The sequence below is a fragment of the Paenibacillus sp. FSL R10-2782 genome (assembly GCF_038592985.1).
GTDB classification, from domain to species: domain Bacteria; phylum Bacillota; class Bacilli; order Paenibacillales; family Paenibacillaceae; genus Paenibacillus; species Paenibacillus terrae_C.
Genome location: NZ_CP151951.1, coordinates 185,969 through 211,127, shown reverse-complemented (window position 1 = coordinate 211,127; position 25,159 = coordinate 185,969). Strand labels below are relative to the sequence as shown.

The following is a 25,159-nucleotide window of genomic DNA, read 5'->3' as shown; positions in this document are numbered from 1 at the left end:
GCAGCGTTCGGCTGGTCATCGGGCTATATAGGCTATATTTAGGCAGAACATAGACATCAAAGCGTCAACGGCACCGTCGAGCGCTCACGCTGTCGGAATACGGCAAGCTCACGATATCCGACCTCATGCAAAAGCGCACGCGCCTTCTCCAAATGCTCGGACAGCTTCGCCGGATCATGTGCATCCGAGCCTACCGTCAGCGGGATGCCCAGCGACAATGCCTCCTCCAGCATGCGTCGGCTCGGGAACATCTCCGCACAGGGCTTGGATAGCCCCGATGCGTTCAGCTCGATCGCCCGCCCGCTGCGGGCAACGGCCGATAGTGTGGAGCGCTCCAGCTCGCGCAGCTCCTCCGCTTCCTCCAGCTTCGGATAGTGGCCGAAGCGCTTAATGACATCCAGATGCCCCATGATGTCATACAATCCGGTAGCTGACGCTTTGGTAACTGCATCATAATAAGTGCGGTACACCTCCAGCACATTTTTACCTTCCCAATGGTGTACCTGGCGATAGTCCGTGACATCCCATTCACCTAGGAAATGGACCGAGCCAATCACATAATCCCACGGATACGCAGTGATGATGTCTTCGATTTCCCGTTCCCAGCCCTCAATGTAGTCGCCTTCCAAGCCGACACGAATGTCAATCTGTCCCTTATAACGTTCCTTTAGTTCCAGACATTCTTCCACATATCGGGGCAGCTCTTCCATAGGCATCGCCATCTCCGGGTAATAGTCGGCCGGATTTACATGCAGTAGCGGCATATGATCGGACAGGCCGAGCTGATCCAGTCCCAGCCGAATACCCTGCTGCACATACTCTTCCAGATTTCCCATCGCATGACCACAGCGGGCATGATGCGTATGATAGTCAATTTTCATGCGGCTCTCCCCTCTCTCAGCGCTACATCACCCATTTTAATCACGACGGGGACGCTCATGACGACGGTTCAGCTCAGCCAGCACATCATCCAGCGGCAGCTTGCGCTCCTGTAACAGTACCAGCAAGTGATAGATCAGATCACTGACCTCCAGACGAAGCTCCTCATTATCCTTATTTTTGGCAGCAATGATCGTCTCGGACGCTTCTTCGCCAACCTTTTTTAGAATCTTATCCACGCCTTTGTCAAAAAGGTAGGTCGTATAGGCCCCTTCAGGACGTGTCACTTCCCGCTCCTTAATGATTGCTTCCAATTGGGCAAGCACTTCAAAGCGGTCTGATGCCGCATGAGCCGTGCCCGTTTGAGTCGTCACCGACGCTTGGCCCCCGGCATTTTCCTTAGCAGGAGCTACAGCTGTTCCTGGCACGGAAATATCACGGAAAAAGCAGCTCGTTTCTCCGGTATGGCAGGCGGGACCATTGGGAATTACACGGACGAGCAGAGCGTCACCGTCACAATCCAGCTGGATGGAGGTGATTTTTTGCGTATTCCCCGACGTTGCCCCTTTGTGCCACAGCTCCTGTCTGGAACGGGACCAAAACCATGTCTCTCCCGATTCCAGAGAAAGCTTCAGCGATTCTCGATTCATATAGGCCAGCGTCAATACTTGAAGCGTGGCATCATCCTGCACAATCGCTGAGACAAGTCCCGCTTCATTCCAGCGGATATTATCCAATACCTGTTCCAGAGATAGCTGCTGGTTCAATTCGTTGCTCATCGTATCTCCACTCCTCTGCGCTTCAAATCCCGTTTTAGCTCGGGAATTCCTATTTCTTTATAGTGAAAAATTGTCGCCGCTAAGCCAGCGTCCGCTTTACCCGCCGTAAACACGTCATAAAAATGCTCCTGCTTACCCGCTCCACCGGAAGCAATGACCGGAATACCCACGGTATCCGACACCGCAGAGGTCAGCGGCAGGTCAAAACCATCCTTGGTTCCGTCCGCATTCATGCTGGTCAACAGAATTTCGCCTGCCCCCAGCCGTTCAGCCTCCTTGGCCCATGCCAAGGCACGGATACCGGATGGCGTGCGGCCTCCGTGCGTGTATACTTCCCACTCGCCCCACGCCTCATTGTACTTGGCATCAATCGCAACCACGATGCATTGTGAGCCAAAGCTGCGCGCACCCTCCGCAATCAGCTGAGGGTTACGAACAGCCGCCGTATTAATGCCGATTTTATCCGCCCCTGCACGCAGGATGCGCTTCATATCATCGACATGGGATATTCCGCCGCCCACGGTGAAGGGAATGGCAATTTCCCCGGCTGTCTGGCGAACTACCTCTTCCATAGTCGCACGACCTTCAACCGAAGCGGAAATATCCAGAAATACGATTTCGTCCGCCCCTTCCCGGTCATAAAGTGCCGCCAGCTCTACCGGATCGCCTGCATCACGTAAATTCACAAAATTGACGCCCTTAACTACCCTGCCATCCTTTACGTCCAAGCAGGGAATAATACGTTTAGCCAGCATGCCTACTCCCCCTATGCCTTTGCTACAGCTTGTACGGCGACCTGTAAATCAATGCTGCCTGTATACAATGCCTTACCCACAATAGCGCCGCCTACACCTTTTTGCGCATAGGCACTCAACGTAATCAGATCGTCCATCTTGCTGACACCGCCGGAAGCAATTACGGTGCGTCCACTGCTTTTCGCAAGTGCCACGATCGCCTCCACATTAGGCCCCTGCATCATTCCGTCGCGGGAAATATCTGTGAAAATAAACGTTTCCGCTCCCTTGGAAGCCAGCTCCGCAGCCAATTCATCTGCTCGAACCTCCGAGGTTTCGAGCCATCCGCGCGTCGCTACATAGCCATTTCGTGCATCCAGACCGATAGCGATCCGGTCGCCATAGGTGCCCAGCACCGCTTCCGTAAAAGCGCGGTCCTCAATCGCCGCCGTGCCCAAAATCACGCGGCTCACGCCCAGTGACAACAGCCGCTCCACATGCTCGCGTGTACGCAAGCCGCCACCTACCTGTACAGGGACCTGTACCGCAGACGCGATGCGTCCGATCAGCTCATCATTCACAGGTTGACCCGCTTTAGCACCGTCCAGATCGACCAAATGAATGTAGGAACCGCCCAAGCGCTCCCATTCCCGGGCCACCTCCACCGGATTTTCATTGTATATCGTCTCCTGGTTATAATCACCCTGCACCAGCCGTACACATTTGCCATCGCGAATATCAATCGCCGGATATATCGTGAACAAAGTATGACCCCCTTGTGAGCTTATTCAAAAATACCTGTGTGTAATTACGCTCGCTTTTCCGCCTCAGCCAGTTGCAAAAACTGGCGAAGCAGTCGCATTCCCATTTCCCCGCTCTTCTCCGGATGGAACTGCATACCGTATACATGGCCTCTGCCTACGATAGCTGTTACCGGCCCACCGTAATCGGTCACCGCCAGCAAATCACTTTCTACCTCCGGCTTGGCATGATAAGAATGCACAAAATACACATGCCCTTCCTCCAAGCCTTGCAACAATGGATGTTCCGGCTGCGTCATGTGCAGACGATTCCAGCCCATATGCGGTACCTTCACACCCAGATCAGGAGCAAAGCGCACGACCTCTCCCGGCAAAATATCCAGCCCCTCATGGCTGCCATATTCTTCGCCACGAGTGAACAGCAGCTGCATCCCCAGGCAAACGCCAAGCAGCGGCTGTCCGGCGCTCGCAACCTCCTGAATGACTCGATCCAGGCCGCTGGAACGCAAATGCTCCATAGCGTCTCCGAACGCTCCTACACCCGGCAAAATCACACCGCTGGCGGAACGAATCACCTTCGCATCTCCTGTCACTACAGCCTCATAGCCAAGGCGCTCAACCGCCTTGCTCACACTATGCAGATTGCCTCTGCCGTAATCCACAATAGCAATGGACATGGACTACAGCACTCCCTTCGTCGAAGGCACTCCCGTTACCCGCGGGTCAATGGATGTCGCTTCATCCAGCGCACGTCCCAGTGCCTTGAACACCGCCTCGATCATATGGTGGGTATTTTGCCCATAGTGAACAATGACGTGCAGCGTCATACGAGCCTCCAGCGCGAATTTCCACAGAAACTCATGCACCAGCTCCGTCGAAAAGCTTCCTACCTGCTGTGACGGATACTCCGCACGGTACTCAAAATGCGGTCGGTTACTTAGATCAATGACGACCTGCGCGAGCGCCTCATCCATCGGTACAAAGACGCTGGCATACCGCTTGATTCCTTTTTTATCGCCTAACGATTCCAGCAAGGTTTGCCCCAGACAGATACCAATGTCCTCTACGGTATGGTGGTCGTCGATATCAACATCCCCTCTGGCCTGTACGTTCAGGTCAAATTGTCCATGCTTGGTGAACAAATCCAGCATATGGTTCAGAAAAGGAACATCTGTCTCAATTTCCGCTTGTCCTGTACCGTCTACCGCAAAAGATAGCTGAATATCCGTTTCGTTCGTCTTTCGGCTGACGCTGCCTGCACGCCCTGCTCCGTTATTTTCGTTCCCCATCGCCATCCACCGCCTTCTTCTCATTGTCCAATCGAACCTGTATCGCCCGTGCGTGGCCTTCCAGCCCTTCATGCCGGGCAAGCTGCATAATCGTCTCTCCATTGCGCAGCAGCGCTTCCTTGCTGTAATAGATCATACTCGACTTCTTGATAAAATCATCAATATCGACCGGAGATGAGAACCGCGCAGTTCCATTGGTCGGAATAATGTGGTTAGGACCGGCAAAATAATCGCCTACCGGCTCCGAGCTGTACGCTCCCAGGAAAATCGCTCCCGCATTTTCGATCAGACCGACATGCCCCATTGGATTCTCCGTCATGATTTCCAAATGCTCCGGGGCAAGTTTGTTCACAATCTGGATCCCCTCATGCAACGTATCCACGACAATAATCGCTCCATAGGCATCAACGGATGCAGCAGCAATCTCTCTGCGCGGCAGCTCCGCCAATTGGCGCTGTACCTCGGCTGATACTTCTGCTGCCAAGCGTTGCGAGGGCGTAACCAGAATGGCCGAGGCCATTTCGTCGTGTTCTGCCTGCGAGAGCAGGTCAGCCGCTACATAAGAGGCATTCGCTGTATCGTCAGCCAGCACGACAATTTCACTCGGTCCTGCAATACTGTCGATATCCACCGCACCGTACACCTCACGCTTCGCCAGCGCTACATAAATGTTGCCGGGACCGCAAATTTTATCGACCGGTTCAATACTACCTGTCCCGTAAGCGAGAGACGCAATCGCCTGCGCTCCGCCAACCCGGTACATTTCTGTCACACCCGCCTCTGCCGCAGCTACCAGTGTATATGGATCAATTCCCGCCTTGCCGCCTGTTGCCGGGGGTGTCACCATGACAATCTCCGGTACACCAGCCACCTGAGCCGGGATCACATTCATCAGCACCGAGGATGGATAAGCCGCTTTACCGCCGGGAACATACACACCTACGCGCTTCAAAGGTCGGATAATCTGGCCCAGCAAGCTGCCGTCCGGCTGTAAATCCATCCACGAATTACGTTTTTGCTTCGTATGAAAAGCACGGATATTGTCCGCCGCCTCCCGAATCGCCTGCAAAAAAGAAGGCTCCACCTTGTCATATGCCGCCTTCAATTCTTCCTCCGTCACACGGAGCTGCTCCGCCGTCAGCGATACACCATCGAACGATTCCGTATACCGCAGTACAGCCGCATCTCCCTCCTGCCGTACCGAACGGATAATCGCACGAACGGCTTCATTTTGCTCAGGCGTACCGTAATCCACCTCGCGCTGGAGATTGAAATCACGGGCTGATACGATCTTCATTGTCCCTTCCCCCTTACTTGCAGCTTGCAGAATGTTCTATTCTCCTAACCATTGGCCTATTCCTTAGTCCTAGGTGCCACCGTAGTCGGAATCACTTGATGCAATCGGTCACACAATGCCTGAATCGGACCATTTTTCATCCGGTAGCTGACCCGATTGGCAATCAGCCGACTCGTAATATTCAAAATGCTGATCTGCTCGACCAATCCGTTCTCTCTCAAGGTCTGCCCTGTTTCCACCATATCGACAATCCGGTCTGCAAGACCGATTAACGGTGCCAGCTCGATGGAACCGTTCAGCTTGATAACCTCCACCTGCTGGCCTTGCTCCCGAAAATACTGGGAAGCCACATTCGGATACTTCGTAGCCACCCGCTGACGAATACCCGGCTGCCAATCCGGCAAAGCAATGACCGACATTCGGCAACGGGCAATCCCCAGATCAAGCAGCTCATACACATCCTTGTTCTCTTCCAGCAAAACATCCTTGCCTACAATGCCGATATCCGCAGCTCCGTACTCCACATACGTGGGAACGTCGACCGGCTTCGCCATAATAAACTCCATTCCCAGTTCAGGCAGCGGAATAACCAGCTTGCGCGTATCATCTACATCTACTGGAATAGGAACCCCCGCTCGACGAAACAGCTCGGAAGCCTGCTTATAGATCCGTCCCTTTGGCATGGCTACCTTCAACGTCTCCGTCATGGCAATTCCCTCCCTTGTACTGGTTGTCTTTCTTCGGCTGTGTAGCTGTAAACCTCTGCGTACAAATCCTGTTGCTCGCGGCGGCGATCCTCTGGGCCACCCGTCAGTCCTGTAACGACTGTCCGTCCTGCTCCTCGAAGTTGTGCAGCGGCGGATAATGCCTCTCTGCGTCCCTGCTCGTCATAACGAATAAGCACCGGGCGTTTCGCCTCGATCTGAATACCGTCTACGCCATCGACAATCCGGTTCGTCTTCAATGCAAATCCCGTCGCAGGCACGGAACGACCAAACTGCTGTAGCAGATTGTCATAGCGCCCTCCATTACATACGGGAAATCCGATTTCCGCCGCATAGCCCTCAAAAGTCATTCCTGTATAATATGAAAAATCCCCGATCATAGTAAGGTCAATTAGCACATGCTCAGACACACCGTAGCTCTCCAGCACTTCCCATACCTCACATAGATGTGCAATAGACTGGATCGTCTGTTGCTCTACACTAAGGCGAGTAGCCTGCTCGCAAATTTCTTTGCCCCCGCGAAGCCTAAGAATGGCCTCCAGCTTATCCCGATGTTCGGTAGGCAAACCCAAAGCCTCAATCGCTGTCCGGTAGCCCACCACATCACGGTTCAATAACAGTTCCTTTAACGCTTGCTGTTCAGCCTGGCGACCCGGAATGATTTCCTCGAACAGACCATTCAGGAATCCGACATGCCCCATGGCAATTTTAAAAGAGGACACCCCTGCCGCCTGCAACGATGCAATCGCCAATGCCACGACCTCTGCGTCAGCCTCAGGAGAGTCATCGCCCACTAGCTCCACACCTGTCTGGAAAAACTCTGCTTCTCTTCCCGCCTCTTCCTCAATCGCCCGAAATACATTCGCGTGATAGGAGAGCCTAAGCGGTACTTCTTCTTCCTTCAAGAGCGACGATACCACACGCGCAATCGGCGCGGTCATATCAGATCTCAGAACCAGCGTGGTCCCCCGGTTATTGAGCAGCTTGAACAGCTTCCGATCCGAAGTAGAACTAGCCACACCCACCGTATCGTAATACTCCATCGTAGGCGTCATAATCTGACGATAGCCCCAACGCTCCATACATTCGAGTACATTCAATTCAATCGTCCGCAGCTTCGACACCGCACGCGGAAGGTAATCCCGAACCCCTACGGGGATTTCAAATCCTTTTGGCTTGGACATCTCTATTCACCTCATGATTTCGCAATATCTTTATCATGGTAAAGTGCTAATAAACTAAAGTATATTCGATATATTATCATGCCTTGCCTGTGAACGTCAACCGAACGGATCAGCCCATTTTGGAGCAGCATTGCGAAACAATCTCCCCCTCTTTATTTTATCCATTGCAAAATTCATAAATCCTATAAGAAAAACATCTATCGACGTACTTTCACAGAAGCAAGGCCGTGCTTAGCGGAAGTTTTTCTTGCGATTAAATTATACAAAAAACAACACAAAAAGGCCCCTTAATCCTTAAGGGACCCTTATTGATATGCTATTAACTACTCATCCGCACCCGACCGTCTTAACTCACGCAACGGATTACCGCCCACGAATGCCCCTGCCGGCACATCCTTATGAACAACTGCCCCGGCGGCTACTACAGCTCCATCACCTATAGTAACACCGGGCAGAATGGTCGTATTGGCGCCAATTAATACATTATTCCCGATCATTACTTTACCAATACGATACTCCTGTATGAGATATTCATGCGCCAGAATGGTCGTGTTATATCCAATCACCGAATTGTTCCCTATCGTAATATGCTCCGGAAAAAAAACATCCACCATCACCATCAGACCGAAGGCCGTATGCTGCCCTACCTTCATCCCAAGCACTCTGCGGTAAATGGCATTTTTCCAGGAAAGCACGGGGCAATACCGGGCGATCTGTATAAAAATAAAGTTTTTAATTCCTTTCCAGCGGCTTACTGTCCGGTAAATTTGCCATAGCGCATTGGGACCTTCAACGGGATGACAGTCAACCTTCCTCACGATACATTCACACCTTGAAGCTCCAGCTTCAGTAAATCCCGCATATCATGCAAAATGTAATCCGGTCCATATCCCCGTAGAGTTTCTTCACCCTTCAGCGACCAGGCTACACCCGCCGATTTCACGCCTGCGGCTTGAGCCGATAGAATATCAAAAGAGCTGTCTCCAACCATCAACGTATGCTCCGCCTTGGCGTTCAAGCCAGCCAGCGCCTTAAGCACAGGCTCTGCGTGTGGTTTCGGATGCTCTACGTCGTCCACCGTCACAATATAGTCCATAGAGGAGGTCAGATTGAACAGATCCAACACACGAATCGTAGAGGGACGTATTTTAGTCGTCACAACCCCCAGCTTAATTCCACGCGCACGCAGCTCCTGAATAACCTCGATGACATGCGGAAAAGGCTTCACCATTTGGTCGTGATGGAGCAAGTTATAGGCACGATAGCCTTTAACCAGCTCAGACACATCCTTTAATCCCGAAAAGGTACGAAGCTGGTCATCCAGCGTTCCACCCATATGAGGGATAATATGCTCCCGCGTCAGCGGGTCAGCGTCCGGGTGATTCAAAATGTGTAGAAATGTGCTGATAATCAGCTCATTCGTATCCATAATCGTTCCGTCCAGGTCGAATAAAATCGTGTTTATCATAGATGCTCCTTCTTGTCCTCGTCCATGTCTTCCTTGTGTAGCTTATCCGGCGCAGCCGTTGTCGGCGTAATCGTATCTTGACCCGGGCGAGAAGCCTGTTCCGGCGTCACGTCAGGCACCTGATCGACTCCTACCTTACTGGAGACAATCGGATCGCTATATTTCGGAACAGATGCACCCTTACGACGACGAACCACAATGAAAATCACAGCAGCTACAACAATGAAAATAGGGAGCAGTTGCGAGATCCGTACATTACCGTAACTCGGGTCCAGATGCCCTGGTTCAAACCCCAGCCATACCATAGGAGACCACAAAGCATTCACAAAAGAAGCCAGCCAGTCTGGTCCCTGAAAAGCCAAACTATCCGTCCGTACACGCTCAATGAAAAAACGGCCAATCGAGTACCAAATGAAGTAAAACGCAAACATTTCACCTGCACGTACAAATTCCATACGTCGAATGACGAGCAGCAGAATCACACCTACAATACTCCACAGGGATTCATACAGGAATGTAGGATGGTGAAACACCCCGTTAACGTTCATCTGATTCACAATGAAATCCGGCAGATGCAGTTGATTCCGCAAAAAGCCTTCTTCCGTCGGTCCACCATAGGCTTCCTGGTTGACAAAGTTACCCCAGCGGCCAATCGCTTGACCGATCAGCAGACCCGGCGCACAGATATCCGCAATCCGCCAGAAATTATAACCCTTATAGCGGAAATAGATGACTGCGCATATAATCGCGCCGATCAATGCGCCGTATATCGCAATACCGCCATTCCAGATTTTGAAAACATCCCATAGATTATCTCGATAGTCTTCCCATTTGAAGGCTACATAATAAATACGCGCTCCAATAATAGCCGAAGGAACACCCAGCAGCAGCATATCCATAAAAAATTCCTGTGGTATGCCAAATCTTTTACCTTCACGAATGGCGAGATATAAACCTACAAGCGCCGCCAGCCCCAAAATAAGCCCGTACCAATGAACCTTAATGGCCCCGATTGAAAAAGCAATCGGATTCAGCAGTAATGTTGCCGTTGACATATGTTTCTCTCACTCCTTGTTCTTCCTTGCAAACGACTGAACCTTAATCCATATCTTCCATATCTTCAGAAATTGTAGCAGTCAGCTTGTTCGTAAATTGCAGAGCTGCATTCACGCCCATTTGCTTCAAACGGTAGTTCATTGCCGCCACCTCAATAATAACGGCCAAATTTCGGCCCGGACGAACTGGAATCGTAACGAGCGGAACATCCGTGTCAATAATACGTGTTGTTTCTTCATCCAAACCAAGACGGTCATACTGCTTGTCCTGCTGCCATGCCTCCAGACGGACAACCAGCGTAATCCGCTTATTGTTACGCACTGCACCCGCACCAAACAGCGTCATCACATTAATGATGCCTACGCCGCGAATTTCCAGCAAATGACGAATCAGTTCCGGCGCCGTACCATGCAACTGAAAATCGGACGTTTGCCGAATTTCCACTGCATCATCTGCTACCAGCCGATGACCCCGTTTAACCAGTTCCAGTGCTGTTTCACTTTTACCAATGCCGCTACTGCCTGTAATGAGCATACCTACACCATACACATCACACAACACACCATGAATCGTGGCAGTAGGAGCCAGCTTTCTTTCAAGAAAGCCCGTAATCCGGCTTGATAAAATCGTCGTGGCCATATTAGTTCGCAATACAGGAATATCTCGTTCAGCACTTGCTTCCACCAGTTCTACAGGTACTTCCAGACCACGTGTGATGATGATACATGGAGTCAGCTCCGTACATAGACGCTGCATCCGATCCTTTCTTTCCTCAGGAGGAAGCATACCGAGAAACGCCAGCTCAGACCTTCCCAAAAGCTGCACCCGCTCCTGTGTGTGGTATTCAAAATACCCAGCCATCTCCAACCCCGGACGATTCAAATCATCCACCGTGATCAGCCTGCGCAGACCTTTCTCACCAGAAATAACCTCCATTTGAAATTGCTGTACAAGCTCAGATACCTTTACCTTTTTAGCCATCGTATTCTCCCCTTCATCCTGCATGACCGGATTCTATACGTAATCTTATTTATGTAGCGTCACCCTATCAACCATATAGCTCACTGCCAGCTCATCCTGTGCCAGCCCAAGCTCACCTTTTCAACATGATTTCGGGCTACCTGTGTTCATGCTGAACCCAGACCCATACCAATGTACCCATCGTATCGGAATTTTCCAATGAATGCAATGCCGAAGCTGGAAGCTGTATGGGATATACAAAAAGAGCCGCCTTTCCCCGGCTGGGAAACTGCGACTCTCTTCTATCGATTGAACTTATTCGCCAACCAGAATGCTCAATTCCGATTCCTTATCAAAAATATGAACCTTGTTCATATCAACAGCCAACTTCGCTTTAACACCATCACGAGTATTGGAACGTCCGTCTACACGGGCAATAATCGTATCATTTCCAGCGCCACTCAGGTACAATAGCATTTCATGACCGAGATTTTCGGTTACATCCACAGTAGACGTAAAGATCGAATTTGGGGAAGCCTCCAAAAATACTGGTTCTTCATGAATATCCTCAGGACGGATACCCAAGATAACTTCTTTACCGATATAACCCTTGGCTTTCAAAATCTGTCCCTTACCTTCAGGCACGAACAGATCCAGACCTGGTGCATTGAAATACAGTGCGCCGTCCTTCTCCGCCAGCTTACCTGTGATGAAGTTCATCGTAGGAGAGCCAATAAAACCAGCTACGAACAGATTTACTGGACGGTTGTACAGCTCATCCGGGGATGCAGCTTGTTGAATAATGCCATCCTTCATAACAACAATCCGGTCACCCATCGTCATCGCTTCGACCTGGTCATGCGTTACGTAGATAACGGTCGTTTCCAGACGTTTAGCCAGCTTCGTGATTTCCGCACGCATCTGACCACGCAGCTTGGCATCCAGATTGGACAATGGCTCATCCATCAAGAACACTTGCGGGTCACGTACAATCGCACGTCCCAAGGCAACACGCTGACGTTGACCACCTGATAGCGCTTTCGGCTTGCGATCCAGGAGATGCTCAATATCAAGGATTTTAGCCGCCTCACGTACACGCTTATCAATTTCTTCTTTCTTCACCTTGCGAAGTTTCAGACCAAAAGCCATGTTTTGGTATACGTTCATATGCGGATACAAGGCATAGGATTGGAAAACCATCGCAATATCGCGATCCTTTGGAGCTACGTCGTTCACAACACGATCTCCAATGTACAATTTTCCGTCCGAGATTTCTTCCAGACCAGCGATCATACGGAGTGTAGTGGATTTACCACAACCGGAAGGACCGACCAATACGAGGAATTCTTTATCTTGAATGTCCAAATTGACATCAATAACCGTAGCTTTATCTGCACCCGGGTATTTTTTGAAAATATGCTCTAAGCGTACACCAGCCATAGCTTTTGCCTCCCCAAGATCAAGTTTTGAAATCGAATACATTTCTTACTTGTATCTTACCCTAGTACCCACTTCGTGGCTATTCGCAAACTGCACAAAAATGCTATTTCCTTTTTGTCACTTTGTACAATAGTAGAAAAAGCTTGACCAAAACCGCATCATTAAACGTCCGCACATCCAAACCTGTCTCCTGTTTAATTTTGTCCAAACGGTAAATCAACGTATTCCGGTGCACGTAAAGGCGCTTAGCCGTCTCACTCACATTACAATCCAGTTGAAAAAAGATATCCAATGTAGCCATCGTTTCAGCATCCTCCAATATGACGGACGACCGCATAACCTGCTCCAAAAATTGCACGCGTTGCTCCTTTGGAATACGGTTTAATAACCTCTCCAAATGCAACTCCCATGAAAAGTGAATATGCTCAGTTACATGAAAAATTTTGCCAAGATGGATCGTCTCCCACAACAAGTTCAGTTCTTGGGGAAGACTTTGCAATAGTATAGACGGCTTGGATACCGCCAAATGAAATACACCTACCCACTCATTTGCGATAAGCTCGTATAAACCCAGGCTGAAAGCCGTAAGAACCTCCTCCAGCGATTCCGTGTAATCCGTATCCCTGGTTTCGACATCTTTATCCCGGTCGTCTTCCGTTCCCAACAGTAGTTCCCTTTTAGCCATAATCAGCCAAGACTGTTCATCCAATGGAGTAAGCAGCACATTCCCGCCAAAATAACTAGCTAACAATCGATGTAACTGTGTGTAGGCAATAGCACTCCCCTGTGTTCCTTCACCAGTCAGTACAATGGGGACCATATACGGCGACAACGAATCCCGAAGCCCGAACTCATCAGGAAGCTCTTCTTCATTCTGTAGGTTTCCAGCTTGCTGTATGAGCCATTGTCCAAAACGCTTCATTCGCTCTTCCTCAGCATAAACCGGGCTATCGGGCCGTTGCGTCCTCGTCCCATCCTGCCAGAATTGCTCCATGTTCCAGAGTAACGCTTCAATCAACTTCCGTTCCCGATCCGTCAAATGCTTCGCCTCTACCGCAAAGGCAACCAATTCTCCTGCTATCACACGGAACGGGAAATATATTTTGCTATCACGTACAAATGACTTATCCGGTACAGCCGATTCTGCTGACTGACCTTCTGCAATCATTTCCGGACACCAAGGCAGTATAGTAAAAGGTGCTTGAATAATATTCTGAAGCTGTTGCTGTATCCATTCCGTATCCAAAGCCACACGATCACCACTTCACTTTTTTTAGACTAACCTCTAAGCGAACATAATGAACCTATTATAACCTGTCGATACCTTAAAATAAAAAAGTTAGTAAGAAACATAACCTAAATCCATGCAAAAATGCAAACAAAAAAGCCATCAACTTATAGTTGATGGCTTTCGATGAGCCATGAAGGACTCGAACCTTCGACACCCTGATTAAAAGTCAGGTGCTCTACCAACTGAGCTAATGGCTCATAAAACTGGTGGAGGATGATGGATTCGAACCACCGAACCCGTAAGGGAGCAGATTTACAGTCTGATGCGTTTGGCCGCTTCGCTAATCCTCCATATAAAGGTGGCTCGGGACGGAATCGAACCGCCGACACGAGGATTTTCAGTCCTCTGCTCTACCGACTGAGCTACCGAGCCATATCCATTAACAAAAAAATAAAGTGCGGAGGGATACCCCTTCCCACTTTAGTACGTGAAACTATCATATTGAAAAATGGCGGAACTGACGGGATTCGAACCCGCGATCTCCTGCGTGACAGGCAGGCATGTTAGGCCTCTACACCACAGTTCCCTGGACTTTTCAAAAATGGTGCCGGCGAGAGGACTTGAACCCCCAACCTACTGATTACAAGTCAGTTGCTCTACCAGTTGAGCTACACCGGCACAATGGTGGAGGCTGAGGGGATCGAACCCCCGACCCTCTGCTTGTAAGGCAGATGCTCTCCCAGCTGAGCTAAGCCTCCTGGGTATGTATGGTAGCGGCGGAGGGGATCGAACCCCCGACCTCACGGGTATGAACCGTACGCTCTAGCCAGCTGAGCTACACCGCCATAACATAATACTTCGCTAGCTTGTCCTAAATGGCGGAGAGAGAGGGATTCGAACCCTCGCACCACTTTCGCAGTCTAACCCCTTAGCAGAGGGTCCCCTTATAGCCACTTGGGTATCTCTCCATGTAAATGGACTCACTTAGCAAAAATTCAACGCGTTATTCTACATATCACCATAGTGAATTAGAATACCAAGCGTGATTTCAAGGTATTACACCCTGAAAACTGGATCCGAAACTCCATCGCGTTCTATACTTTAGGATAAGCCCTCGACCGATTAGTATTGGTCAGCTCCATGCATTACTGCACTTCCACCCCCAACCTATCTACCTCGTCGTCTTCAAGGGGTCTTACTAATTGGGAAATCTCATCTTGAGGGGGGCTTCACGCTTAGATGCTTTCAGCGCTTATCCCTTCCGTACATAGCTACCCAGCGGTGCTCCTGGCGGAACAACTGGTACACCAGCGGTACGTCCATCCCGGTCCTCTCGTACTAAGGACAGCTCCTCTCAAATTTCCTACGCCCACGACAGATAGGGACCGAACTGTCTCACGACGTTCTGAACCCAGCTCGCGTACCGCTTTAATGGGCGAACAGCCCAACCCTTGGGACCTACTTCAGCCCCAGGATGCGATGAGCCGACATCGAGGTGCCAAACCTCCCCGTCGATGTGGACTCTTGGGGGAGATAAGCCTGTTATCCCCAGGGTAGCTTTTATCCGTTGAGCGATGGCCCTTCCATGCGGTACCACCGGATCACTAAGCCCGACTTTCGTCCCTGCTCGACTTGTAGGTCTCGCAGTCAAGCTCCCTTCTGCCTTTGCACTCTTCGAATGATTTCCAACCATTCTGAGGGAACCTTGGGGCGCCTCCGTTACTCTTTAGGAGGCGACCGCCCCAGTCAAACTGCCCACCTGACACTGTCCTCGTACCGGATCACGGTACCAAGTTAGAACCTAGATACGATCAGGGTGGTATCCCAAGGATGCCTCCTCTCAAGCTGGCGCTCAAGTCTCTCAGGCTCCCACCTATCCTGTACAGATCGTACCCAAATTCAATATCAAGCTGCAGTAAAGCTCCATGGGGTCTTTCCGTCTTGTCGCGGGTAACCTGCATCTTCACAGGTATTAAAATTTCACCGGATCTCTCGTTGAGACAGCGCCCAAGTCGTTACGCCATTCGTGCGGGTCAGAATTTACCTGACAAGGAATTTCGCTACCTTAGGACCGTTATAGTTACGGCCGCCGTTTACTGGGGCTTCGGTTCATAGCTTCGCCCTAAAAGGACTTACCACTCCCCTTAACCTTCCAGCACCGGGCAGGCGTCAGCCCGTATACTTCGCCTTGCGGCTTCGCACAGACCTGTGTTTTTGCTAAACAGTCGCTTGGGCCTTTTCACTGCGGCCCCCTCGGGCTATTCACCCTACCGAGGCACCCCTTCTCCCGAAGTTACGGGGTCATTTTGCCGAGTTCCTTAACGAGAGTTCTTCCGCGCGCCTTAGAATTCTCTTCTCGCCTACCTGTGTCGGTTTGCGGTACGGGCACCTTCTCCTGGCTAGAGGCTTTTCTTGGCAGTCTGAGATCATGACCTTCGCTACTGTAATTTTCGCTCCCCATCACAGCCCAGCCTTACGATGTGCGGATTTGCCTACACACCAGCCTCACTGCTTAGACGGACATCCATCAGTCCGCGTCACTACCCTACTGCGTCACCCCATCGCTCATAACGGATTACGGTGGTACAGGAATTTCGACCTGTTGTCCTTCGACTACGCCTTTCGGCCTCGCCTTAGGTCCCGACTTACCCTGAGCGGACGAACCTTCCTCAGGAACCCTTAGGCTTTCGGCGGATCTGATTCTCACAGATCTTTTCGTTACTCATACCGGCATTCTCACTTGAATGCAGTCCAGCGCTCCTTACGGTACACCTTCAACCCGCATTCAACGCTCCCCTACCCCTGATACCTAAGTATCAAGCCATAGCTTCGGTGGCGTGTTTAGCCCCGTTACATTTTCGGCGCAGAGTCACTCGACCAGTGAGCTATTACGCACTCTTTCAATGGTGGCTGCTTCTAAGCCAACATCCTGGTTGTCTGTGCAACTCCACATCCTTTCCCACTTAACACACACTTGGGGACCTTAGCTGATGGTCTGGGCTGTTTCCCTTTCGACAATGGATCTTAGCACTCACTGTCTGACTCCCGGAACCAAGTCTATGGCATTCGGAGTTTGACTGAGCTTGGTAACCCTTGCGGGCCCCGCACCCAATCAGTGCTCTACCTCCACGACTCTTATTCCGAGGCTAGCCCTAAAGCTATTTCGGGGAGAACCAGCTATCTCCGGGTTCGATTGGAATTTCTCCGCTACCCCCACCTCATCCCCGCATTTTTCAACATGCGTGGGTTCGGGCCTCCAGTGCGTGTTACCGCACCTTCACCCTGGACAGGGGTAGATCACCCGGTTTCGGGTCTACGTCCACGTACTCAAGTCGCCCTATTCAGACTCGCTTTCGCTACGGCTACAGTTTTTCACCTTAACCTTGCACGGGAACGTAACTCGCCGGTTCATTCTACAAAAGGCACGCCATCACCCATAGATCGGGCTCTGACTTCTTGTAAGCACACGGTTTCAGGATCTATTTCACTCCCCTTCCGGGGTGCTTTTCACCTTTCCCTCACGGTACTGCTTCACTATCGGTCGCCAGGGAGTATTTAGCCTTGGCAGATGGTCCTGCCGGATTCATACGGGGTTTCACGTGCCCCGCACTACTCGGGATCCGTCTCGGAGGGAACAGGTTTTGAACTACAGGGCTTTTACCTTCTCTGGCGGGCCTTTCCAGACCTCTTCATCTAACCGGTTCCTTTGTAACTCCATGTGAGACGTCCCACAACCCCAAGGAGCAAGCTCCTTGGTTTGGGCTAATCCGCGTTCGCTCGCCGCTACTGACGGAATCACTATTGTTTTCTCTTCCTCAGGGTACTTAGATGTTTCAGTTCCCCTGGTATGCCTCTGTTCTGCCTATGTATTCAGCAGAAAGTGACTGTCGATGAAGACAGCCGGGTTTCCCCATTCGGACATCCCCGGATCAAAGCTTGCTTACAGCTCCCCGAGGCTTTATCGTTGTTCGCCACGTCCTTCGTCGGCTCCTGGCGCCTAGGCATCCTCCGTGTGCTCTTTGTAGCTTAACCTAGCATTTACTTCGTAAATGCGATTTGCTTTGAATTTCGGTTCCACACGAATGTGTGAATGAAATTCAAGGCAGCTACCTTTATTTCACTTGTTTACACAAGATCAGCGTAAAGGAATATTCTAAAACGCAATTTCGTTTCGGTATCCAGTTTTCAAGGTGCAATACAGTTTCATTGAAACTGTAACCTGTGTGATTATCAGCCAAACTCCGAAGAGTTCACGATCACCATGCAGTTTTTAATGAATTTGTAATTGGTGGAGCCAAGCGGGATCGAACCGCTGACCTCCTGCTTGCAAGGCAGGCGCTCTCCCAGCTGAGCTATGGCCCCAAAAGGTGATATAAAATTATATGGTGGGCCCTAGTGGACTCGAACCACCGACCTCACCCTTATCAGGGGTGCGCTCTAACCAGCTGAGCTAAGGGCCCATAATAAACCACCAAAGAAGTTCTTCTTTAGTGGTTGCGCTTGGCGACGTCCTACTCTCCCAGGACCCTGCGGTCCAAGTACCATCGGCGCTGGAGGGCTTAACGGTCGTGTTCGGGATGGGTACGTGTGGAACCCCTCCGCTATCGCCACCAAACGTTTGAGAGTTTGAGCTCTCAAAACTGAGCAACGAGTGAGTCGCTTTGGATATTCACTTCATTCACACAGATGTGATGAACCGAATTGAATATCCGTTCACAGGTACGTTGTACCTGCTGATTTGAATGTTTCCGTTGCAGGAAACGATTCTCCATAGAAAGGAGGTGATCCAGCCGCACCTTCCGATACGGCTACCTTGTTACGACTTCACCCCAATCATCTACCCCACCTTCGGCGGCTGGCTCCCTTGCGGGTTACCCCACCGACTTCGGGTGTTGTAAACTCTCGTGGTGTGACGGGCGGTGTGTACAAGACCCGGGAACGTATTCACCGCGGCATGCTGATCCGCGATTACTAGCAATTCCGACTTCATGCAGGCGAGTTGCAGCCTGCAATCCGAACTGAGACCGGCTTTTCTAGGATTCGCTCCAGATCGCTCTTTCGCTTCCCGTTGTACCGGCCATTGTAGTACGTGTGTAGCCCAGGTCATAAGGGGCATGATGATTTGACGTCATCCCCACCTTCCTCCGGTTTGTCACCGGCAGTCTGCTTAGAGTGCCCAGCTTGACCTGCTGGCAACTAAGCATAAGGGTTGCGCTCGTTGCGGGACTTAACCCAACATCTCACGACACGAGCTGACGACAACCATGCACCACCTGTCTCCCCTGTCCCGAAGGAAAGGCCTATCTCTAGACCGGTCAGGGGGATGTCAAGACCTGGTAAGGTTCTTCGCGTTGCTTCGAATTAAACCACATACTCCACTGCTTGTGCGGGTCCCCGTCAATTCCTTTGAGTTTCAGTCTTGCGACCGTACTCCCCAGGCGGAATGCTTAATGTGTTAACTTCGGCACCAAGGGTATCGAAACCCCTAACACCTAGCATTCATCGTTTACGGCGTGGACTACCAGGGTATCTAATCCTGTTTGCTCCCCACGCTTTCGCGCCTCAGCGTCAGTTACAGCCCAGAGAGTCGCCTTCGCCACTGGTGTTCCTCCACATATCTACGCATTTCACCGCTACACGTGGAATTCCACTCTCCTCTTCTGCACTCAAGCTCCCCAGTTTCCAGTGCGACCCGAAGTTGAGCCTCGGGATTAAACACCAGACTTAAAGAGCCGCCTGCGCGCGCTTTACGCCCAATAATTCCGGACAACGCTTGCCCCCTACGTATTACCGCGGCTGCTGGCACGTAGTTAGCCGGGGCTTTCTTCTCAGGTACCGTCACTCTTGTAGCAGTTACTCTACAAGACGTTCTTCCCTGGCAACAGAGCTTTACGATCCGAAAACCTTCATCACTCACGCGGCGTTGCTCCGTCAGGCTTTCGCCCATTGCGGAAGATTCCCTACTGCTGCCTCCCGTAGGAGTCTGGGCCGTGTCTCAGTCCCAGTGTGGCCGATCACCCTCTCAGGTCGGCTACGCATCGTCGCCTTGGTAGGCCTTTACCCCACCAACTAGCTAATGCGCCGCAGGCCCATCCATCAGTGACAGATTGCTCCGTCTTTCCTCCTCTCCCCATGCAGGGAAAGGATGTATCCGGTATTAGCTACCGTTTCCGGTAGTTATCCCAGTCTGAGGGGCAGGTTGCCTACGTGTTACTCACCCGTCCGCCGCTAGGTTATTTTAAAAGCAAGCTTCTAAAATAACCCCGCTCGACTTGCATGTATTAGGCACGCCGCCAGCGTTCGTCCTGAGCCAGGATCAAACTCTCCATTAAAGACCAACCGAAGCTGGTTTATAGAAAGAGCGATTCGCTCATTTTGAAACTGACGAGATAAAATATCTCATTGTTCGCTTCCATTTTATACAGCCTGACGGCATGTACCAAAATCTCAGCGTTGGATTTTGCAAGCAAAATCCGTACTCACTCGTTGTTCAGTTTTCAAAGATCAAACCTTCATATTCTCTTGCTTTTTTCACCACCGCATCTCAGCGGCGACTTGATTAATATAACATACATTCGGGATTTAAGTCAACACTTTTTTAAAATTATTTTTCGATTTCATTCAGCGTTGTTCTCACAAAAAAATTCCCGGGCTTTAAGGGCCGAGAATTAATGTATCATATAACTGAAATCCCCGTCAACTATATTTTTATAACAAAAGCATTTTTTACTTTATCCTTGCCTAAAAGACATTCCTTGTTCCTTGATTAAACTCTATAAATACTCACATAACCTGTCCGAACAATATCATTTTCAATCCCAGTAAAAGCGCAATTCCGGGCATTCCCAAAACCGTTACGGCTCCCATCGTCACTGGATTAATGGGGATATACACTTGCGTGATCCACCCCGAATAATTAATGGCATACAGGGCAATTGCCGCCAGAGCCATATGTGCCCCAAACACAGTAAGCCAGCCAATACCCAGACGTTTTTTGAGGATTAGATATGACAGCACCACAATACAAGCAATCAGAACAAGCCAGACAGCATCTCTCATTCAGCTCTCCGTTTATGAACACGGTTTGCGTCATTGTCATACCCCGGTTCATCTGCGGGCAGGTGGAAGCGATGCAGCCCTTGCTGTTTGGCACATTTTAAATGTATCTGATATTTACGCTCCGCAGCTTCCAGAACAAAAATGGCATAGTCGATCTCGTCCTCGCCTGTAGCTTCATGAAATAACCGATGCGCTCTTAACCAATCCGCGTGCGAAGCCCGAATCTGGGCAAACAACTCCTGACGATACTCTGCTTCCGATTTGCCGTGCTCTTGTCGACGAAAATTTTGCTTCACCCGTTCCCACATCCATTCATCCTCCTCACAAGCTGAATTATGTGCACAGTCTGTAAGACTACCTTATTCATACTTATTTAACAGAGGACAAACTTAGAACAAGAACTGCCCATACCGGCCCTATCATCACAAAATAAAAAGGAGCCATAACGGCTCCCCATTGTGTCGAGACAATCCATACGATTTATCGACACTAAAAATATCTATAACATATACATGTACTTATTAGTTCAGCTCTCTGCGGCCTTCCAGCGCTTTGGACAGTGTTACCTCATCGGCATACTCCAAATCCCCGCCTACTGGCAATCCGTGGGCAATACGAGTAACTTTGATTTCAAAAGGACGCACCAGCCTGGAAATGTACATGGCCGTCGCTTCTCCTTCAATGTTCGGATTCGTAGCCAAAATCAGCTCTTTGATGCGTTCATCACTAAGCCTGTTCAATAATTCCTTGAGCTTGATATCCTCAGGACCAATTCCCTCCATAGGAGAGATTGCTCCATGAAGCACATGATAAAAGCCGTTAAACTCCTTGGTGCGCTCCATAGCTACCAAATCCTTGGAATCCTGAACAACACAAATGACGGAAGCATCCCTCGTCTTATCCTGACAGATCCGACAAGGGTCCGTGTCCGTAATATTGCCGCAGACGGAACAGAAGTGAAGATTCCGTTTCACATTGACCAGTGCTTTGGCAAAATCAATCACATCGTCTTCCTTCATTTTCAGTACGTGAAAAGCCAACCGGGCAGCCGTCTTCGGCCCCACTCCCGGCAGGCGCGTAAATGCATCAATCAGCTTTGCAATCGGCTCCGGATAATACAATAGTGTGTTTCTCCTTTATGCACAGTCTAGAACAAGCCTGGAATTTTCATACCGCCTGTAAATTTACCCATATCATCATTAGCCAGTTCATCTGCTTTGGACAAAGCATCATTGACCGCAGTCAACACAAGATCTTGCAGCATTTCCACATCATCAGGATCTACAGCCTCCGGTTTGATGGTGATGGAAAGCACTTTTTTATGTCCGTTTACCTCTACAGTAACAACACCGCCGCCGGAAGTACCTTCAATTACTTTTCCGCCAAGCTCCTCTTGGGCTTTCAGCATTTGCTCCTGCATCTTTTTCACTTGCTTCATCATTTGGTTCATATTGTTCATTTCAATCATCTCCCTTAATGAAGTATACATCCAGACACTTTGATTTTAATCCTTTATAACTACCAGATCTTCCCCGAAAAGTTCAATAGCTTCATCAATCCAGGGTTCCTTGGACTTTCCCGGCGCGTCATGCTCCTGCTCCAGTTGGAATTCTTCGGCAGGCTGGTCGGGAACTCCTTCAATCGCAGCATTCCAATCCTTTTGCATCATTGTCACCAGACGATAGGGATGGCCTAACTGTTCATGCAGAACCTTCTCAATGACCTGCTTGTTGGCAGGCTTTTCAGTAGTTTCACGGTGAATGTTGTTCTTAAACGCCACGAGTACACTATCCTCTAATACAGACACCGGCTCGCCGTCCATAAACCATGCATGAACTGTGACTTTCGCTTCTTTGACTCCCTGCAAAATTTGGCTCCACTTACGCCCCGCAGCCGCAAATGCCTCTCCCGACTTCTCGGCGATATAGCGATCTAGCTGCGAAGGAAGCTTGACTGGAGCAGAAATCCGCGGAGCGGGAGCACGCCCCCCAGAGGCCTGGCGACTCCCAGACGATGCATCCTGCCCTGTCCCGGTAGCCAATCCGCCTTGTAAAGCGCGTTCCAGCTTCTTCTCCAGTTCGGCAAGCTGACGCTTCAAAACGGCTACATCTTCCTGATTCGCAGCAGCTCCGGAATGCTGCAAGGTTGGCTGAGCAGCGGCTCCAGGAATGCTGCACAGCTTCAATAGAGCTACCTCAAACAAGGTTTGCGGTTGAACGGCATACTTCATCTCACTCTGATAGCGATTAAGCGTATCGATCATGCTAAAGAGCTGCTCCTTGGTAAAAGCTTCTGCCACTTCCTTGAACTGCTCCGGCTCCAGCACGCGTTCTGTCATGTTAGTCGCCTGCGGCACCATCTTAATCATAAGCAAATCCCTGAAATAGTACAGCAGATTTTCCATGCATTTATCTGCGCTTTTACCTTCTTGCATAAAGTTCTCAATCATTTGCAGTACTGTGCCAACATCTTCTTTCAGCAATGCCAAGGCAAGCTTGCCGAATTGTTCAGACGCAATACCTCCTGTCATATCTAGCACCTGCTGATAAGTAACCCGACCGTCTGTAAACGAAGATATCTGATCCAGAACGCTAAGTGCATCCCGCATTCCGCCATCTGACAGACGCGCAATGTACTGCAATGCGTCCGAATCAGCCTCTATGTTCTCCTGTCGACATATGAGGTCAAGCCGCTCCGTCTGCTCTTCCAGCGATACCCGCCGAAAGTCAAAACGCTGACAACGCGAAATGATCGTCGCCGGAATCCGGTGCGGTTCTGTCGTAGCCAATATGAACATCACATGTGGCGGCGGTTCTTCCAGCGTCTTAAGCAACGCATTGAACGCTTCCGTCGTCAGCATGTGCACTTCATCGATGATATAAACCTTGTGCCGCACTTCAGTCGGCGCATATTTGACTTTATCGCGCAAATCACGAATCTCTTCAACGCCCCGATTGGAGGCTGCGTCAATCTCCTGTACATCCATGACAGCTCCGGCCGTGATCCGTTTACAGGCTTCGCATTCGTTGCAAGGCTCCGGCGCCGGTCCATGCTCACAGTTAATTGCCTTGGCCAAAATTTTGGCCGCACTCGTCTTACCCGTTCCTCGCGGACCGCTGAACAGGTAGGCATGGGACGTACGATTTTCGCGGATGGCATTCTGCAATGTCTGGATAATATGCTGTTGCCCTACCATATCCTTGAACGACTGTGGCCGCCAAGCACGGTACAACGCTATATGTTCCAATGCGCGTTACCCTCTTTCCCATTCACTTTCATGAACATTAATCTACACTTCATTATACTATACTCCCGTCCGAATCTAAACCGGACACCTTTCAAATAATAAACACAAGGCTATGTTTTTGTTTATTGTTGATATTCGAGCAAAAGAAAACCGCCTTATGAAAAGCGGTTAAATTCATTTTTTAAGTAGATAAAAAACGAATTAAAGTAATGTTTTAGTCAAAATTATTTCTAACGGCTCATTTTCGAGTAATAAACACCCTGCGTCCCGATATCCTAATTTTCTATAGAAGTGCTGAGCCTTTTCATTTGCCAGAGTAGATGTCATAACCAATTTGAAGCCCTTTTGTTTCATTTGATCTTCCCAAAAGAGGACAACCTGCTTCCCCACACCCTTGTCTCGATATTGTTCATCGACCCAAATCATGTTCAGGAAAGGTGTGTTGTCCCAAAAGTATCCATACCTCATCCATCCAATATTACTTTCATCTTGGTTTCGCAATATATATATTTCTTTTCCCTTTATTTTCACCTGTATTAAACTCTCTGAAATATGATGGTCACGGTCTCGTATGTATCCATAGTCGGAATCAGTTGCAAAAACAATTCTCATCTTTACCCCCCTTTATGTCACATTAACAACTAATCCATCATTTGTAAATCTCCCTGCCAGTTAGTTTAGGGGGAAAAACATGAATGCAATTAAACATAGCCAAAGCACAAAAAAACATCTTCGCAGTGACTGCCAAGATGTTCTAATTTCTAATATATACCGTGCACCTGTTATTGATCGTTGTGATCCGAGCGGCAATCCTGAACAACAACTCGGGCTAGGCCACCCTCCGGCACAAGAGTGTTCTCGCTTATGGCTGCTTCCTTCCGGACCTGACCAGGTTCACAAGTACTCATTGCGGAGGACCCAACCGTCAACATTGTGCGCAGGGACCAGCCTCACATCAACAACACCTCTAACAGGAATTCAACCTCGCTATAGCGGATTGCGAGTTACAGGGCACCGCTACCTCCCCATCTAGCACGGTGAAAATAAGTA

Annotated in this window: 21 protein-coding genes, 10 tRNA genes, 3 rRNA genes and 1 other RNA gene; all 35 read right to left on the bottom strand. The window is 49.9% G+C overall.

What is annotated here, in order from left to right:
* Positions 1-56 precede the first annotated feature (56 nt).
* Positions 57-881, bottom strand: a complete 825-nt coding sequence (gene hisJ / locus NST83_RS00925; RefSeq protein WP_342416230.1) for a histidinol-phosphatase HisJ — start codon at positions 879-881, stop codon at positions 57-59.
* A 36-nt stretch (positions 882-917) separates the two neighbouring features.
* Positions 918-1,658: a bifunctional phosphoribosyl-AMP cyclohydrolase/phosphoribosyl-ATP diphosphatase HisIE gene (hisIE, locus tag NST83_RS00920; protein WP_342416229.1), complete on the bottom strand. Its 741-nt coding sequence runs from the start codon at positions 1,656-1,658 to the stop codon at positions 918-920.
* On the bottom strand, positions 1,655-2,413 hold the full coding sequence (hisF, locus tag NST83_RS00915) for an imidazole glycerol phosphate synthase subunit HisF (protein ID WP_025684761.1): 759 nt from the start codon (positions 2,411-2,413) through the stop codon (positions 1,655-1,657). Before hisF ends, hisIE begins: the two co-directional genes overlap by 4 nt.
* Before the next feature lie 11 nt (positions 2,414-2,424).
* Positions 2,425-3,156: a 1-(5-phosphoribosyl)-5-[(5-phosphoribosylamino)methylideneamino]imidazole-4-carboxamide isomerase gene (gene hisA, locus NST83_RS00910; RefSeq protein WP_044645048.1), complete on the bottom strand. Its 732-nt coding sequence runs from the start codon at positions 3,154-3,156 to the stop codon at positions 2,425-2,427.
* A gap of 44 nt (positions 3,157-3,200) precedes the next feature.
* On the bottom strand, positions 3,201-3,830 hold the full coding sequence (gene hisH / locus NST83_RS00905) for an imidazole glycerol phosphate synthase subunit HisH (protein WP_137061195.1): 630 nt from the start codon (positions 3,828-3,830) through the stop codon (positions 3,201-3,203).
* 3 nt (positions 3,831-3,833) lie between these two features.
* Positions 3,834-4,442 (bottom strand): imidazoleglycerol-phosphate dehydratase HisB, encoded by a 609-nt coding sequence (gene hisB, locus NST83_RS00900; RefSeq protein WP_342416228.1) that lies wholly within the window; start codon positions 4,440-4,442, stop codon positions 3,834-3,836.
* Positions 4,426-5,739 carry a histidinol dehydrogenase gene (gene hisD / locus NST83_RS00895; RefSeq protein WP_342416227.1) on the bottom strand — a complete coding sequence of 438 codons (1,314 nt, stop codon included), beginning with the start codon at positions 5,737-5,739 and terminating at the stop codon, positions 4,426-4,428. The genes hisB and hisD overlap by 17 nt, the downstream gene beginning before the upstream one ends.
* 56 nt (positions 5,740-5,795) lie before the next feature.
* Positions 5,796-6,446 (bottom strand): ATP phosphoribosyltransferase, encoded by a 651-nt coding sequence (gene hisG, locus NST83_RS00890; RefSeq protein ID WP_342416226.1) that lies wholly within the window; start codon positions 6,444-6,446, stop codon positions 5,796-5,798.
* Positions 6,443-7,648 carry an ATP phosphoribosyltransferase regulatory subunit gene (locus NST83_RS00885; RefSeq protein ID WP_137061192.1) on the bottom strand — a complete coding sequence of 402 codons (1,206 nt, stop codon included), beginning with the start codon at positions 7,646-7,648 and terminating at the stop codon, positions 6,443-6,445. Before NST83_RS00885 ends, hisG begins: the two co-directional genes overlap by 4 nt.
* Positions 7,649-7,971: 323 nt before the next feature.
* Positions 7,972-8,466, bottom strand: a complete 495-nt coding sequence (locus tag NST83_RS00880; protein ID WP_342416225.1) for a DapH/DapD/GlmU-related protein — start codon at positions 8,464-8,466, stop codon at positions 7,972-7,974.
* Positions 8,463-9,116, bottom strand: a complete 654-nt coding sequence (gene ppaX / locus NST83_RS00875) for a pyrophosphatase PpaX (protein ID WP_342416224.1) — start codon at positions 9,114-9,116, stop codon at positions 8,463-8,465. Before ppaX ends, NST83_RS00880 begins: the two co-directional genes overlap by 4 nt.
* Complete coding sequence (gene lgt / locus NST83_RS00870; RefSeq protein WP_137061189.1) at positions 9,113-10,171, bottom strand: prolipoprotein diacylglyceryl transferase; 1,059 nt, start codon at positions 10,169-10,171, stop codon at positions 9,113-9,115. The genes ppaX and lgt overlap by 4 nt, the downstream gene beginning before the upstream one ends.
* Positions 10,172-10,214: 43 nt before the next feature.
* Entirely contained in the window at positions 10,215-11,153 is a 939-nt protein-coding gene (hprK, locus tag NST83_RS00865; RefSeq protein ID WP_342416223.1) for an HPr(Ser) kinase/phosphatase, read from the bottom strand.
* Between the two features lie 294 nt (positions 11,154-11,447).
* On the bottom strand, positions 11,448-12,572 hold the full coding sequence (gene ugpC, locus NST83_RS00860) for a sn-glycerol-3-phosphate ABC transporter ATP-binding protein UgpC (RefSeq protein ID WP_342416222.1): 1,125 nt from the start codon (positions 12,570-12,572) through the stop codon (positions 11,448-11,450).
* Between the two features lie 103 nt (positions 12,573-12,675).
* The gene (locus NST83_RS00855; RefSeq protein WP_342416221.1) at positions 12,676-13,824 is read right to left on the bottom strand and encodes a helix-turn-helix domain-containing protein; all 1,149 of its coding nucleotides are present in this window, start codon (positions 13,822-13,824) and stop codon (positions 12,676-12,678) included.
* 163 nt (positions 13,825-13,987) lie between these two features.
* Positions 13,988-14,060, bottom strand: a tRNA-Lys gene (locus NST83_RS00850).
* 7 nt (positions 14,061-14,067) lie between these two features.
* Positions 14,068-14,153 (bottom strand) — tRNA-Tyr (locus NST83_RS00845).
* A gap of 9 nt (positions 14,154-14,162) precedes the next feature.
* Positions 14,163-14,235, bottom strand: a tRNA-Phe gene (locus NST83_RS00840).
* 77 nt (positions 14,236-14,312) lie between these two features.
* A tRNA-Asp gene (locus tag NST83_RS00835) sits at positions 14,313-14,389 on the bottom strand.
* 16 nt (positions 14,390-14,405) lie between these two features.
* Positions 14,406-14,481: transfer RNA gene (locus tag NST83_RS00830), tRNA-Thr, on the bottom strand.
* A 4-nt stretch (positions 14,482-14,485) separates the two neighbouring features.
* Positions 14,486-14,561, bottom strand: a tRNA-Val gene (locus NST83_RS00825).
* Positions 14,562-14,571: 10 nt separating this feature from the next.
* Positions 14,572-14,648 (bottom strand) — tRNA-Met (locus tag NST83_RS00820).
* Between the two features lie 31 nt (positions 14,649-14,679).
* Positions 14,680-14,771: transfer RNA gene (locus NST83_RS00815), tRNA-Ser, on the bottom strand.
* 134 nt (positions 14,772-14,905) lie between these two features.
* Positions 14,906-17,835: ribosomal RNA gene (locus NST83_RS00810) — 23S ribosomal RNA — on the bottom strand.
* 254 nt (positions 17,836-18,089) lie between these two features.
* Positions 18,090-18,165: transfer RNA gene (locus tag NST83_RS00805), tRNA-Ala, on the bottom strand.
* Between the two features lie 21 nt (positions 18,166-18,186).
* Positions 18,187-18,263 (bottom strand) — tRNA-Ile (locus NST83_RS00800).
* 38 nt (positions 18,264-18,301) lie between these two features.
* Positions 18,302-18,418 (bottom strand): 5S ribosomal RNA (gene rrf, locus NST83_RS00795).
* Between the two features lie 159 nt (positions 18,419-18,577).
* Positions 18,578-20,135 (bottom strand): 16S ribosomal RNA (locus tag NST83_RS00790).
* Together the 16S, 23S and 5S rRNA genes with 10 tRNA genes alongside form the textbook arrangement of a ribosomal RNA operon.
* A 451-nt stretch (positions 20,136-20,586) precedes the next feature.
* A complete protein-coding gene (locus NST83_RS00785; RefSeq protein WP_342416220.1) occupies positions 20,587-20,862 on the bottom strand; it encodes a pro-sigmaK processing inhibitor BofA family protein in 276 nt (91 codons plus the stop codon).
* Positions 20,859-21,170, bottom strand: a complete 312-nt coding sequence (locus NST83_RS00780) for a DUF2508 family protein (RefSeq protein ID WP_342416219.1) — start codon at positions 21,168-21,170, stop codon at positions 20,859-20,861. The genes NST83_RS00785 and NST83_RS00780 overlap by 4 nt, the downstream gene beginning before the upstream one ends.
* Positions 21,171-21,383: 213 nt before the next feature.
* Entirely contained in the window at positions 21,384-21,983 is a 600-nt protein-coding gene (gene recR / locus NST83_RS00775) for a recombination mediator RecR (protein ID WP_025683200.1), read from the bottom strand.
* Positions 21,984-22,009: 26 nt separating this feature from the next.
* Positions 22,010-22,321: a YbaB/EbfC family nucleoid-associated protein gene (locus NST83_RS00770; RefSeq protein ID WP_013308226.1), complete on the bottom strand. Its 312-nt coding sequence runs from the start codon at positions 22,319-22,321 to the stop codon at positions 22,010-22,012.
* Positions 22,322-22,366: 45 nt separating this feature from the next.
* Positions 22,367-24,109 (bottom strand): DNA polymerase III subunit gamma/tau, encoded by a 1,743-nt coding sequence (gene dnaX, locus NST83_RS00765; protein ID WP_342416218.1) that lies wholly within the window; start codon positions 24,107-24,109, stop codon positions 22,367-22,369.
* Positions 24,110-24,310: 201 nt separating this feature from the next.
* The gene (locus NST83_RS00760; protein ID WP_342416217.1) at positions 24,311-24,721 is read right to left on the bottom strand and encodes a GNAT family N-acetyltransferase; all 411 of its coding nucleotides are present in this window, start codon (positions 24,719-24,721) and stop codon (positions 24,311-24,313) included.
* Between the two features lie 159 nt (positions 24,722-24,880).
* Positions 24,881-25,147: signal recognition particle sRNA large type (gene ffs / locus NST83_RS00755), an RNA gene on the bottom strand.
* Positions 25,148-25,159: the final 12 nt, after the last annotated feature.